Origin of the sequence: Streptantibioticus ferralitis (genome assembly GCF_029223525.1) — a bacterium.
GTDB lineage: Bacteria > Actinomycetota > Actinomycetes > Streptomycetales > Streptomycetaceae > Streptantibioticus_A > Streptantibioticus_A ferralitis.
Map to the genome: position 1 here is coordinate 165,036 of NZ_JARHTQ010000002.1, position 12,790 is coordinate 177,825.

Here is a 12,790-nt window from a genome sequence, read left to right on the forward strand (position 1 = left end):
CTCAGGCCCGCACACCCATCGCGCCGAGCAACAGCGGTAGCGAGCGGTGAAGTTCACGTTGCCAGTACGGCCAACTGTGCGTGCCGTGGCCGTAGAAGTCGGTGACCACACGGTGGTCGCCCAGCGTGTGCAGACGGTCGGCCACATGGCGGCTCTCGGCCAGGAAGAGGGTCTCGTAGGGGCTGGTGACGCCCGGCGGATCGAACGGCCCCGCGGTACCGTCCCCACAGGACAGGAAGACCGGCAGCCGCCGCAGCGAACCCGCCAGGACGTACGGATCATGCTCTGCCCAGACGGTCCGGTCGGCCACCGGATCGCCCCACAGCGCGTCCGGGTCGGCGCCCTGACCACGGACGATGGCCAGCACGTTGTCCGGGCCGCCGCGCTGGTAGAGCGGATCGGCCACCCCGCTGTAGGAGGCGGTGGCCCGGAACATGTCCGGGTGCCGGGCGGCGTAGGAGAGCGCGCCGAAACCGCCCATCGACAGCCCCGCGACCGCCCGGTCGGAACCGGCGCCGTAGGAGCGTTCCAGGAGGTTCCGGAGCTCGGTGAGGTGGAACGTCTCCCACCGTGGCGAGCCGCCGGTCCCGTAGTTCCACCAGTCGCTGTAGAAGCCGGTCCGGCCTGCCTCCGGCATGACGACCAGCACATTGCGCAGTGCCGGGATGCGTGCCAGGTCGGTCTTCGCCGTCCAGCCGGTGTAGTCGTCGCAGCATCCGTGCAGCAGCCACAGTGTGGGCCAGCTGCGACGCGTCCTCGGCGCCCAGCCGTCGGGGGTGAGCAGACGGACCTTGGCGGTGGTGCCCAGCGCGGGGGAGGAGATGGTCAGATCGACCTGGCGGGCGGCGACCCGCTGCTCGGCGACCACCCGGGCGGTGTCACCGCCATGGGCCTGCGCGGGCGCGGCGGCCAGTCCCAGGACGGCCACAACTCCCGCCAGGGGCAGCAGAACCAGCGGCAGCATTCGACGGGTACGTCTCATCGCTGGTATCCGATCCCCGAGCCGAAGCCGAACAGTGTCCCGCCGCCGGCCGCCTTCGGGACGGTGACCGGAAGCCTACCGACCGGAGCCGTGCCCAGCAGCGTGTTCGCCAACGCGGTGACGGACACCGGCTGGTAGTCATAGGCGGCCAAGTACGTTGCCGCGGTGGGGTAGTACGCGATGTCGTACGGCCCGCCGACCGAGGCCACCGCGATCGGCTTGCCGGTCGCCAGCAGTTGGCGCACCAGGCTCTGCTGGGCGGGGTCGCTCCAGGCGTTGTAGGTCGTCACGACCGTGATGTCATTGGCCCTGGCCGCCGCCACGGCGGCGTCGATCGTGGCCTGGTCCGGCGAGCCGGTCCACAGCCGCTGGGTCGTCAGCCCCCGCGCGGACAGGTCGCCCGCCAGGTTCTGCGTGGTGGCCGTGCCCCAACCGGTGACCAGTACGTGCGCTCCGGAGTGCGGGGCCAGCGGGAGGAGATGGCGGGTGTCGCGCAGCAGGGTGACGGAGCGCCGGGCGATCGCCGCCATGGTGCCCGCGTCATCGAGTGGACCCATGGGAAGGGCCGGGTACGGGTGTGTGAACAGGCCCAGCCGTGCCTTCATCCGCAGGATGCGGTACACCGACTGGTCGATGCGCGCGGTGCTGATCGTGCCCGCGTGCACGGCGTTCAGCACCGTCCGTACCGCACCCGGCAGATCGGGAGGCATCAGCAGCTCGTCGTCGCCCGCGTTGATGGCGTCCAGGATCACCTGCCCGGGGGCGATCCCACTCAGGGCGGCGGCGCTGAGGGCGTCGGTGATCACCACGCCGTCGTAGTGCAGGGTGCCGCGCAGCAGGCCCGTGACGATGGGCCGGGAGAGACTGGCGGGCAGCCCCGACGGATCGAGTGCGGGCGCGACGATGTGCGCCGCCATGATGGACGGCGCCCCCGCCGCGATGGCCGCCCGGAACGGCGGTACGTCCCTGGCCATGATCTGGGCGCGGGACTCGTGGGTGACGGCGACTCCGTTGTCGGTGTTGACCGTGGTGTCGCCGAGCCCAGGGAAGTGCTTGGCCTGCGCGCCCACTCCGCTGGACCGGTAGCCGTTCACCGCCGCGGCCGCGAAGCGGGCGGCCCAGGAGGTGCGGTCGCCGAACGCCCGGGGCCCGTCGGCGCTGTTGCGCGGATTGGTGTTGACGTCCACCACTGGCGCGTCGTCCACGTTGATGCCCAGCGCACGCAGCTGCGCCCCGCTGACCGAGGCGGCCCGGTAGGCGTCGCCCGGGTCGAAGGTGGCGCCTATGGCCATGTTGCCCGGCGACACCGCGAGCGGCGCGCCGATCCGGTTGACCACGCCGCCTTCCTGGTCGGTGCTGATCTGCAGGGGGACGCCGGCGTGCGAGGCGGTCGCGGCGTGCTGCAGACCGGCGGAGAGCGCCGCGATCTGCCGCGGGTCGCCCAGGTTGTCGCTCCAGGAGAAGTAGATGATGCCGCCGAGGTGGTACGCGGCCAGCAACTGCGCACCATTGCCCACATTGTTGCCGTACAGCCGGTGGTTGGCCGCGACATCCGCGGGGTTGGTGGTGGTGGCGGAGTCCCCGTAGACCTCGGAGACGAACAGCTGGCCGACCTTCTCCCGCAGTGTCATCCGGGCCAGCACGGAACGGATCTGACGGTCCGTCGGCAAGGCGGTGCCGGTGGCCGGAGCGAGCGGCGGAGCGGCGGCGGTGAGGGCGACCGCGGCGGCGGTCAGCAGGATGGGTGTGACCGCACGAGCACGCATCAGCAGCCTCCCGACGAGAGGTGGGGATCCGACCAGGACGGTGCAGTGGTGCGCAGGCATTTCACCGCGCACCCAACCCTCTGTCAACGATCCCGGCACACCACCCGACAACGGTGTCGGCAACCCCGCACACATCATTGACCGGGAACCGTCGCATGCGTACGTTGCCATTCGGTACGCCGACGCAGGAGGCCGTCATGGCACCGCTCAGCAGACGCGCTCTCATCGCCGCGACCGCGCTCGGCGCGGGTGCCGCCGGCCTGGCGGACCCGGCGAACGCGGTGCCCGGCCGCGACCGGCTGGTGACCGGCGCGGACGTCCTGGCGGCGCAGGGCTGGCGCCCGCTCGCCGGACGCCGGACGGGTGTGCTCACCAACCCCACCGGTGTGCTGCACGATCTGACCCACATCGTGGACGCCATGACCGCCTCGGGTGCGCGCCCGGTCGCCGCGTTCGGCCCGGAGCACGGCTTCCGCGGCACCTCCCAGGCCGGCGGCTCCGAGGGCGACTACACCGACCCGCGCACCGGCATCCCGGTGTACGACGCCTACGGAGCGTCCGCGGACCAGTTGGCGGCGATGTACCGCAAGGCGGGCGTGGACACGGTGGTGTTCGACATCGCCGGGGTCGGCGCGCGCTTCTACACCTACACCTGGACGATGTACGTGGCGATGCTGGCGGCGGTACGGACCGGCGCGGCGTTCGTCGTGCTGGACCGCCCCAACCCGATCGGCGGGCAGGCGTACGGGCCGCTGCTGGACCCGCGCTTCGCCACCGGAGTCGGGCTCAAACCCATCGTCCAGCAACCGGGCATGACGGCCGGTGAGCTGGCGAGGATGTTCGACGCGCTGTTCCTGCCCGGCGACTCCGGCGGCCGGCGACTGAGCAGCCTGGACATCGTGCCGGTGCGCGGCTACCGGCGCGCCATGCTGTTCACCGACACCGGTCTGCCGTGGGTGCCGCCCAGCCCCAACATGCCCACCGGTGACACCGCGCTGCTCTATCCCGGTACGTGCATGTTCGAGGGCACACTGCTGTCCGAAGGGCGCGGCACCACCCGGCCGTTCGAGATGATCGGAGCTCCCGGGATCGACTGGCGCTGGGCGCAGGAGCTGAACGCGATGGGCCTGCCCGGCGTGCGGTTCCGGGAGAACTACACCGTCCCCACCTTCGACAAGTTCGCCAACACCACATGCGGCGGCGTTCAGGTGCATCTCACCGACCGCCGCCAGGTTGATGCCATCAGCACGGCGGTGGCCATGATCGTGACCGCCCGTCGGCTGTACCCGTCGGTCTTCGGCTGGCGCCCGGACCACTGGATCGACGATCTCACGGGCTCCAGCAGACTGCGCACCATGGTCGACGCGGGCGCCTCGGCCGATGAGGTGGTCGGCGCCTGGCACACCGAACTCGAGCACTTCCGCAAGCGACGCGAACCGTTCCTGCTGTACCGCTAGGCGCGCGGGCGCCGAGTGCGTATGTCCGAGTGAGGGGAGGACCCGCGATGTTCGCTCGCCGAGCCGCCCTGGCGGCCGTGGCGGTGGCCGCGACCGCAGGGCTGATCGCCGGGACCGCGAGCGCCGGTGCCACATCGGCGCGCCCGGTCCGTCCCCCCGCCGCCGGGCGGTTCGACCAGCCGTACCGCGGTTTCGCGCCCGCCTGGACCGTGCTGCGCCATGGCACGCCCGAGCAGGCCGGGCTCGACCCGGCTCCGCTGCGTACCGCCGTGGACCAGGTGGACGCCTGGACCCGGCCCGACCCGGGCACCGGCCACCCGATGTTCTCCGGCCAGGTGACGCTGCTGGCCCATGACGGGGTGGTGGTGGCCGACCACCCCAGTGGGTACGCACTGCGCTACGCGGACCAGAAGGGCGATCCGCTCCCCGCCGACCAGCAGATCCCCATGCGCGCCGACACCATCTTCGACCTGGCGTCACTGTCGAAGCTGTTCACCTCGATCGCGGCCGTCCAGCAACTCCAGGCCGGGCGCCTCGACCTGAACGCCACCGTCGCCGGCTACCTGCCGGAGTTCGCCGCCAACGGCAAGGGCTCGATCACCGTCGAGCAACTGCTCACCCACACCTCCGGCCTACCGCCGGACCCCAGCCCGCCGTTGTGGCAGTACCCCGACATGGGCTCCCGGATCAAGGCCATCTTGGACACCACACCGCAGCACCCGCCAGGCACCGCGTACCTCTACTCCGACCTGAACATGCTCACGCTGCAGCAGGTGCTGGAGCACATCTCCGGCAAGCCACTGGACGCCCTGGTACGCGACGGCATCACCGGCCCGCTGGGCATGCACGACACCATGTACAACCCGCCCGCCTCCCTCAGGCCGCGCATCGCCGCCGAGGAGTACGAGGAAGGGCCCGGCGAGCCGCCGCGTGGACTGGTCTGGGGCCAGGTGCACGACGAGAACGCCTGGGCGATGGGCGGCGTCGCCGGTCACGCCGGGGTGTTCTCCACGGTCGGCGACATCGCGGTGCTGGCACAGACCATCCTCAACGGCGGTACCTACCGCGGCCGCCGCATCCTCAGCCCGCACTGGGTGCGCGAGATGCTGACCGACTTCAACAGCGGGTTCCCCGGCGACGGCCACGGCCTCGGCTTCGAACTCGACCAGCGCTGGTACATGGGCCGGCTGGACGGTCCCGCCACGGCGGGGCACACCGGCTTCACCGGCACCACCGTCGTCATCGACCCCGAATCGCGGTCCATCGCGCTGCAGTTCAGCAATCGCGTCCACCCGACCCGCGACTGGGGCTCGACCAACCCGGCCCGCCGCGCCGTCGCCAACGGCCTGGCCGACGCCATGGCGGTCCGCGCGCCGCACGACGTACCGTCCTGGTACTCCGGCATCGGCGACGCGACCACCGCGACGCTCACCACGTCCCTCAGCCCGCTCGGCGGCCCGCTCGCCATCCGCTACAACACCTTCGTGGACACCGAAGCCGACTCCGACTTCGTCTACCTGGAGTCCAGTACGGACGGCGGCACCACCTGGCAGCCGGTCCCGGTGACCGTCACCGGGCGCGGCGCGCCGCCCGGCACGGTCTCCGCGCTGTCCGGTGGCGCCCGCTCCTGGTGGCGGGCGTCCGCGCAACTCCCCTCCGGAGCGGGCAAGTTGCTGCTGCGCTGGCGGTACACAACGGACCCCGCGTACACCGGTCGAGGGGTGAACGTGTCAGGAGTCCGGGTGTCCGACGGCCATGGCCTGCTGCTCGACGGCGACCGCGATCCCGGCGCCTTCGCCGCTGACGGGTGGACGCTGAGCGGCCGTTGAGGACGGCCGGCCGGTCATCGACACGACGCGCCTGACACGTTGAATCATGTCTGATTAATCGCCATATGTGAGTCTAGGAGGGATGCCGGCGGTATCCGGCTGCCGCCGTTGACGGAGAAGAGGGTGAGTACTGGTGCGTCTGTCGGCTCGCTATACGACGTCCGCCTGTATCGCTGCCGCACTGCTCGGGGTCCAGGGGCTGCTCACCCCGTGGTCCACGGCCGCTGGCGGACCGCTGGTCGTACCACTGGACCAGCCCGCATCCGGCCCGGGTTCGCCCTTCTGGGTGGATCCGCAGAACCGGGCGGACGAGCAGGCCGCCGTGTGGCAGGAGCGGGGCAGGGAGGACGACGCCGATCTGCTGCGGCGGATCGCGGATCAGCCGACAGCGACCTGGCTCGGCGAGGGGGACCCGGAGGAACGCGCGCGACAGGTCACGATGCAGGCCCAACTGGCCCAGCGGGTTCCCGTGCTGGTGGCCTACAACATCCCGCACCGCGACTGCGGCCAGTACTCCGCGGGGGGAGCCGCGGACGGCGCCGCGTACCGCGCCTGGGTGGACAAGCTGGCCGACGGGATCGAGAACCGCACGGCGTGGGTGGTGCTGGAACCGGACGCGGTGGCCCAGCTGGTCACCTGTCCCGCCAGCCAGGGTGACGGCGAGCGGCTTGCTCTGCTGGCGTACGCGGTGCGGACGCTCAAGGCGCGGCCGAACACCTCCGTGTACCTGGACGCCGGTAACGCGGGCTGGATCCGCAACCCGGAGCAACTGGCGGACGCGCTGCGGAAGGCGGACATCGAGCACGCCGACGGGTTCGCGCTCAATGTGTCCAACTTCCAGACCACACGGGCCAGTGGGGTCTACGGCCATCGGCTCTCCGCGCTGCTGGGCGGCGCGCACTTCGTCATCGACACCAGTCGCAACGGCGGCGGCCCCCTGCGGCGCTCCGCGGGCACGGAACCCGAGGGGGCGCAGCCCTGGTGCAACCCGCCGAACCGGGCCCTGGGCAGACCGCCGACCACGGCGACCGGCGACCGTCAGGTGGACGCCTACCTGTGGGTCAAGCGCCCCGGCGAGTCCGACGGAGCCTGCCGGGGCGGCCCGCCTGCGGGACAGTGGTGGCCCGACTACGCCCTCCAACTGGCCCGCAGGTCCGGGGACTGGCCGTCCGTCAGTGAACATGAACCCAGCGGGCCTGTGATGGAGTCCCCCGCTGGTCGGTGAGGAACAGCATGTACCAGCCGGACTGCAGCAAGGACGGGTCCTGCGGCACCGTGACGGTGACCGAGCGGTCATGCCGTACCAGGTCCAGCGCGATCGACCGCTGTTCCACGTCGGTGGCGTGGGTGACCGCGCTCGGGCGCATCAGCCGCGCCGCTCGCACCCCGGCGGCGGATGAGCTGGCGAACGTCATCGACTGCCCGCGATCCACCTCCACCGGGCCGGAGCCCAGTTCCGGCCTGGTCCTCCCGTACAGATACGGCGGGCTGTAGACCTCGATGCGCTGCTCGAAGGGCGCGTCCTGGGTGTTGGCCTTGTCCGCGAACAGCGGGTTGGATCCGAAGACGGCGATCCGCCCGTCCGGCAGCAGCAGTGCCTCGGAGTGGTAGTCGCGGCCGACGGTCGGCGCGGCGGCCGGGCGGAACGTGCCGTGGGCTGGGTCGTAGAACTGCGCCCGGAGGATGTCGCTGGCGCTCTTGCCCCGGTAGTCGCCGGATCCGCCGGAGGTGAAGACGGAGTCGTCCGGAGTGAGCACCGCGTTGAGGTAGCGGGTGCCCTGCGGGAGGTCCGGGCCGTCCGTGTAGTGCGGGTGCTGCTGGGCGAGGTCCACGACCGCGGTCCGCGCGGTGGACCTGTGGGACTCACCGACTCCGCCACCGCCGAGGATCATCACCGACTGCCGCTGCGCCGGGGGCAGCAGCACGGACGCGGAGGTCTCGGTCTGGTCGGGGTCGTGCAGGCCGGGGACCGGGGCGAAGGTGTTGGTGTGCGGGTCCCACACACCGGGTGTCCGGCCCTGGTTGGCCGGTCCGTACCCGGCGTTGGAACCCGAGTAGAACAGGTTGCCGCTCTTGGTGAGGAACAGCGCGGGATAGGTGGGGAAGTAGCGCGTGGGGCCCGGGGACCACTTGCGCGTCGCCGGATCGAAGATCTCGTTCTTGCCGGGAATGATCTGACCGATGTCGTCCAGTCCGGAGACGGCCATCACCCTGTTGTCCGCCAGCGTGACCAGGGTCGGGTACCAGCGGGCCTCCGACATGGAGTCCACCTGGACGTAGCGCTCGGTGTCCGGGTCGAACGCATACGATTCCCTCAGCCCCTGGAAGTCCTTCTTGTCCAGGCCGAGTTTGGTCGCCAGCCCGTAGTGGTTGCGCGCTTCGCTGCCCTTGAGGCCGACGATCTCGTACTGGTCGGCGGTGTTGGAGATCCCGGCCTCGCCCTCGTTCACCGCCTCGACGTAGACCCGCGCCTCGCTCGCGGTGACCGTGACCTTCTGCGTGGGGCCGGACCCGGTCACCGTCTTCTTCGCCGCCGGTACCACGATGGGGAGTTGGGAGGCGTACTCCTTGCCGGTCGAGCCGCGGAAGACGGTGCCCTTGGGGAGCACCTGTGGCCGGTCGGGGCTTTCGTTCTTGACCAGCATCGCGCCGCCGGCCCGCTTCACATCGCCCTGGAGCTTCTCGTAGCGGGCCGTCCCGCCGGCCACCAGCAGCTGACCGTCGGGGAGTTGGGCGTGACCGCCGCAGAACATGTCCTTGGGGGTGGGGATCTCCTTGAAGGTGTTCTTCACCGGGTCCCACAGCACGCTCTGGAACGTCCCCGCCCTGAAGTTCTTCTCGTTGTTCCCCGATCCTGCGATCAGCAGCACCTTGCCGGTGTGCAGCAGCGCGGCGTGGATGGAGTTGATCCGGTACTGCTTGGGCACGTCGACCAGGTCCCAGTGCCCGTAGAGTGCCTTGTACCGGGGCTGGTTGATCCTGTACTGGTGGTAGGAGTGCTCGGCGAAACCCAGTGCGGCCGGGCCGTTCATCGCAGCGAGGACGACGAACGCCGTGGCACCGAGTGCGGTCTTACGGGTCTGCGGGCTGGGGCGGTACCTCACGGGATGTTTCCTTTGACTGGTGCGGTGTACTAGCTGGTGCGCTGGGCGACGGGCCGGGGCGCCTGCCGGCGCGGCGCGCCCAACCGCTGTCTGGCGGCTGTGGCCCGCCACACCAGCAGTGGTGCGAGGGCGGTCAGCAGGGCGAGCACCGCCCAGATGCGCATCGCCACATGGGTGTGGCCGAGGAAGAACGACGCGGCCAGTGAGCCGCCGAAGAGCGCAGCCCAGCCCAGATGGGTGGAGAAGGTCGCGAGCCGGTCGGGGCTGGCGGAGTTCCCCTTGGGGGTGACCACGAAGCCCGCCTTGCGCCGCAGCAGGGCGCCGACCAGCGATCGGGCGTACAGCGGCGCGGAGAGTGCGGACATCACCATGCCCGCGGCGCCGGACGAGCCCTCCGGCTCATGCGGGCTGACGTTGTGCCGCCGGTTCCACAGGTACAGCCCGATCTGGAGAGCCGCGGCGTCGCTGTAGAGCATCATCCAGATCTGCGACTCGATGTGCACACCGGAGGCGCCCAGGACCATGAAGAGGAAACAGGAGACGCCGCCGAGGATCCAGTTGAGTGCCGAGATCGGATAGAACGAGACCAGCATCAAGTAGTTGAACAGACGGCCGGGAGACAGGATGAAGTGCGTCTTCCACAGCTGCCGCAGCAGCGTCTCGTAGGTGCCCCGGCTCCAGCGCAGCTGTTGGTTGAAGAAGTCGGTCCATGACGACGGGCCTTCACCGACGGCCAGCACGTCCGGGGTGTACACCGAGCACCACCGGTTGCCGGTGCGCGGATTGCGTCTGCGGTGGATCTCCAGGCCGGTGGCCATGTCCTCGGTGATGGAGTCGTACAGCCCGCCGATCTGCCGCAGCGCGCTGATGCGTACGCAGTTGTTGGTGCCCACGAACATCGGCGCGCGGTAGGCGTTCCCGGCGCGCTGGATGAGCGCGTGGAAGAGGAACTGCTGGCTCTCCGAAGCCTTGGTGACCGCCGTGTCGCAGTTGCCGTAGACCTGGGGGCCGACGACGAACGCCACGTCGAGGTCCCGGAAGTAGCCCAGCATCCGCTCCAGGAACTCGGGCAGCGGTACATGGTCGGTGTCCACACAGGCCATGAAGTCGTAGTCGCGGCCGTGCGCGTTCAGCCAGGAGTTGTAGTTGCCGTGCTTGGTCTTGGCCCGGAACGGTCCGCTGGGCCGGTTCCACTTGTCCACGCCCTTGCGGGAGAAGTGGTGTACCCCCAACTCCGCGCACAGCGCCCGCACTTCGGGGACATCGCCCTCGTCCAGCAGCCAGATGTCCAGTGGGCCGTCATGACGCAGTCGCACCGCGCCCTGAAGGGTGGCGCGCACCATCTCCAGCGGCTCCTTGCCCGGTACGAAGCTGGTCAGGAACGCCACCCGGGTGCCGGGCTCGGGCCGGACCGGGATCGGGTCGCGGGCGACCAGTGTGGCGTGTGCGTTGGAGAGCACGTTGACCACGCGGAAGCTTTCGATGAGCCCGATGGAGACGAGCATCACGACGTCCAGCGCGGACTGCCACTCCGGGACGTAGCGCCGGTGCACCCAGTGCTCCGGCAGCATCAGCCACACCAGCAGCAGCAGCGAGAGGACCGGCGCCGCGGACAGCAGCAGGGCGGTCCGCACCCGGTGCCCTCCCCTGGCGAGCAGGTTGCGGTACCGGACCCGGTACGTCCCGTCCGGACCGGGTTCGGGTTCGGTGAGCGGTCCGGCGAGCTGGCTGAAGTGTTCGTAGTCGTACTTGGCGGAGCGTCGCACTCCGCGTCTGCTGGTGGTGGTCTGGTTGCTGGGCTCGCCGCTCGGCGAGCGAGGACCGGGTGCGATGGCCGGGACCGGCAAGCGGGTGTTCGTAGCTGTACGGCCGGTCGTCTGCCGGTCGCTGTCCTGCGAAATCGTCACAGCATCCCCGTATGCATAGTGAAGACTGGCGCCCTAAAAGACGCGAATGTCTAATTTCAGGCAGAAGATAACAAATGATTTATGGACGGCATGACAGGCTGATCTTCGGCGCGGCGCCCGTCCCGCACTGGGCGCTGTTCTCGCGCGCGCCCCGCCATCTCCTGGCGGGCCGCACCCCGATCGGCCAGCGGGGTATCGCCAGGATGAAAATAGGACTGCCTGAGTCTTCTGCCCTTGCCGACCTCTCACCTCTAGGACGACCAGTGCGTGTTCTTCTTCCCGTTCCCGACCGGGATTTCGACGTCACCGAAGTGTCGGTGCCCTGGCGGATTCTGCGTGACGCCGGGCACGACGTGGTCTTCGCCACCGAACGGGCGGGCACCCGCCCCGCCGCCGACCCACGGCTGCTGTCGGGCGTCATCTTCGGGCAACTCGGCGCCACGGAAGAGGCGAAGCGGTGCTACGAGGAGCTCACCCGGGCCGACGAGTTCACTGCCACCGCCGCGTGGTCGGATCTGGACCCGGCCGCCTTCGACGGACTGATACTGCCCGGCGGGCACGCACCGGGAATGCGGCAGTACCTGGGCTCGCCCGTACTGCGTCAACTGGTCGCGCGCTTCTGGTCGTTGGACCGGCCGGTCGGGGCGATCTGCCACGGAGTGCTGGTGCTGGCACGGGCCACCGACCCCGCCACCGGCCGCGGCCTGCTCGCGGACCGCCGTACCACCTGCCTGCCCAAGTACATGGAACGCACGGCCTACTTGACCACCGCCTGGCGGCTCGGCCGCTACTACCGGACGTACCCGGCGTATGTGGAGGACGAGGTCAAGTCCGCGCTGGACGATTCCGGCAGCCAGTTCCAGCGCGGGCCCAGGGTCCTCACCTGCCGCGGCACGGCGACCGATGACACACCGGCGTTCGTCGTCACGGACCGGAACTACCTGTCGGCACGATGGCCGGGTGATGCGTACCTGTTCGGCCGCCGCTTCCTCGAACTGCTGAAGTGAACTCGCCGTTCAGCCCAGCGCCTTGGCGGCCACCCGCAGGTCAGACAGCAGCCCCTGGTACGCGGCCTCCCGATCGTCGGCCCGCAGCACGGCGGACGGGTGGATCGTCGCCACCAGCCGGCAACCGCTCCCACTGTCCGCCCCGTCGTCCCCGTCCAGCGGCGGAAGCCGCAGCAGGGCCCCACGCTGTTGGGTCACCCGGAACGACGGGCCCAGCAGGGCCTTACCCGCCGTCGCGCCCAGGGCAACGACGACTTCGGGGTCCACAAGCCTGAGTTCGGCGACCAGCCAGGGCCTGCACGCGGACACCTCGCGAAGGCTCGGGGCCTTGTGGATCCGCCGCTTGCCCCGCTCTGCCCGCTCGAACTTGAAGTGCTTGACCGCGTTCGTGATGTACGTCTGCGCCGGATCGATGCCCGCCTCGTCGACGGCGCGCATCAGCACCTTCCCCGCCGGGCCGACGAACGGCCTGCCCTGGCGGTCCTCCTGGTCCCCGGGCTGCTCGCCGACCAGCACCATACGAGCCGCGACATCACCGGAGCCGAAGACGGTCTGCGTGGCTTCGCGGTACAGGGGGCACCCCCGGCAGTCGGCCGCGGCTGCCGCGAGCGCCGCCAGATCGGCCCCATCGGGTACGTGGGGACCCGCGTCATACGCTTCCGGCGCCCAACCGTGTGCCATGGCGGCCTCCGTCTGCCCTCGACGGTTTCGATCGCCCCCCGCTGACCTGCGGATACC

Annotated in this window: 9 protein-coding genes; 4 read left to right on the plus strand and 5 right to left on the minus strand. The window is 70.3% G+C overall.

The window, feature by feature from the left end; translation table 11 throughout:
- Position 1: 1 nt before the first annotated feature.
- Together P2L57_RS03605 and P2L57_RS03610 are read right to left on the minus strand one after the other, a co-directional pair.
- Positions 2-982, minus strand: coding sequence for an alpha/beta hydrolase (locus P2L57_RS03605; protein WP_275808047.1), 981 nt, complete (start codon positions 980-982; stop codon positions 2-4).
- On the minus strand, positions 979-2,748 hold the full coding sequence (locus P2L57_RS03610; RefSeq protein ID WP_275808051.1) for a glycoside hydrolase family 3 protein: 1,770 nt from the start codon (positions 2,746-2,748) through the stop codon (positions 979-981). Before P2L57_RS03610 ends, P2L57_RS03605 begins: the two co-directional genes overlap by 4 nt.
- A gap of 155 nt (positions 2,749-2,903) precedes the next feature.
- Between P2L57_RS03610 and P2L57_RS03615 the strand changes: the two genes are divergently transcribed.
- The 3 genes from P2L57_RS03615 (at position 2,904) to P2L57_RS03625 (ending at position 7,259) form a co-directional block, all read left to right on the plus strand.
- Positions 2,904-4,205: an exo-beta-N-acetylmuramidase NamZ family protein gene (locus tag P2L57_RS03615; protein ID WP_275808054.1), complete on the plus strand. Its 1,302-nt coding sequence runs from the start codon at positions 2,904-2,906 to the stop codon at positions 4,203-4,205.
- A 47-nt stretch (positions 4,206-4,252) separates the two neighbouring features.
- Positions 4,253-6,034, plus strand: a complete 1,782-nt coding sequence (locus P2L57_RS03620; protein ID WP_275808057.1) for a serine hydrolase domain-containing protein — start codon at positions 4,253-4,255, stop codon at positions 6,032-6,034.
- A gap of 139 nt (positions 6,035-6,173) precedes the next feature.
- Positions 6,174-7,259, plus strand: a complete 1,086-nt coding sequence (locus P2L57_RS03625; protein WP_372515613.1) for a glycoside hydrolase family 6 protein — start codon at positions 6,174-6,176, stop codon at positions 7,257-7,259.
- On the opposite strand, the gene glxA is transcribed toward P2L57_RS03625, so the two are convergent.
- Both glxA and P2L57_RS03635 read right to left on the minus strand, forming a co-directional pair.
- On the minus strand, positions 7,207-9,138 hold the full coding sequence (gene glxA / locus P2L57_RS03630) for a radical copper oxidase GlxA (RefSeq protein WP_275808063.1): 1,932 nt from the start codon (positions 9,136-9,138) through the stop codon (positions 7,207-7,209). The two genes, P2L57_RS03625 and glxA, sit on opposite strands and share 53 nt — an antisense overlap.
- A gap of 29 nt (positions 9,139-9,167) precedes the next feature.
- Entirely contained in the window at positions 9,168-11,045 is a 1,878-nt protein-coding gene (locus P2L57_RS03635) for a glycosyltransferase family 2 protein (protein WP_275808066.1), read from the minus strand.
- A gap of 263 nt (positions 11,046-11,308) precedes the next feature.
- Between P2L57_RS03635 and P2L57_RS03640 the strand changes: the two genes are divergently transcribed.
- Complete coding sequence (locus P2L57_RS03640) at positions 11,309-12,052, plus strand: type 1 glutamine amidotransferase domain-containing protein (protein WP_275808069.1); 744 nt, start codon at positions 11,309-11,311, stop codon at positions 12,050-12,052.
- Between the two features lie 9 nt (positions 12,053-12,061).
- On the opposite strand, the gene P2L57_RS03645 is transcribed toward P2L57_RS03640, so the two are convergent.
- Positions 12,062-12,733: a UdgX family uracil-DNA binding protein gene (locus tag P2L57_RS03645; RefSeq protein ID WP_275808072.1), complete on the minus strand. Its 672-nt coding sequence runs from the start codon at positions 12,731-12,733 to the stop codon at positions 12,062-12,064.
- Positions 12,734-12,790 lie beyond the last annotated feature (57 nt).

Coding starts and splice junctions, on each gene's coding strand:
- P2L57_RS03605 (WP_275808047.1), bottom strand. CDS start 982: ATGAGACGTACCCGTCGAATGCTGCCGCTGGTTCTGCTGCCCCTGGCG.
- P2L57_RS03610 (WP_275808051.1), bottom strand. CDS start 2,748: ATGCGTGCTCGTGCGGTCACACCCATCCTGCTGACCGCCGCCGCGGTC.
- P2L57_RS03615 (WP_275808054.1), top strand. CDS start 2,904: ATGCGTACGTTGCCATTCGGTACGCCGACGCAGGAGGCCGTCATGGCA.
- P2L57_RS03620 (WP_275808057.1), top strand. CDS start 4,253: ATGTTCGCTCGCCGAGCCGCCCTGGCGGCCGTGGCGGTGGCCGCGACC.
- P2L57_RS03645 (WP_275808072.1), bottom strand. CDS start 12,733: ATGGCACACGGTTGGGCGCCGGAAGCGTATGACGCGGGTCCCCACGTA.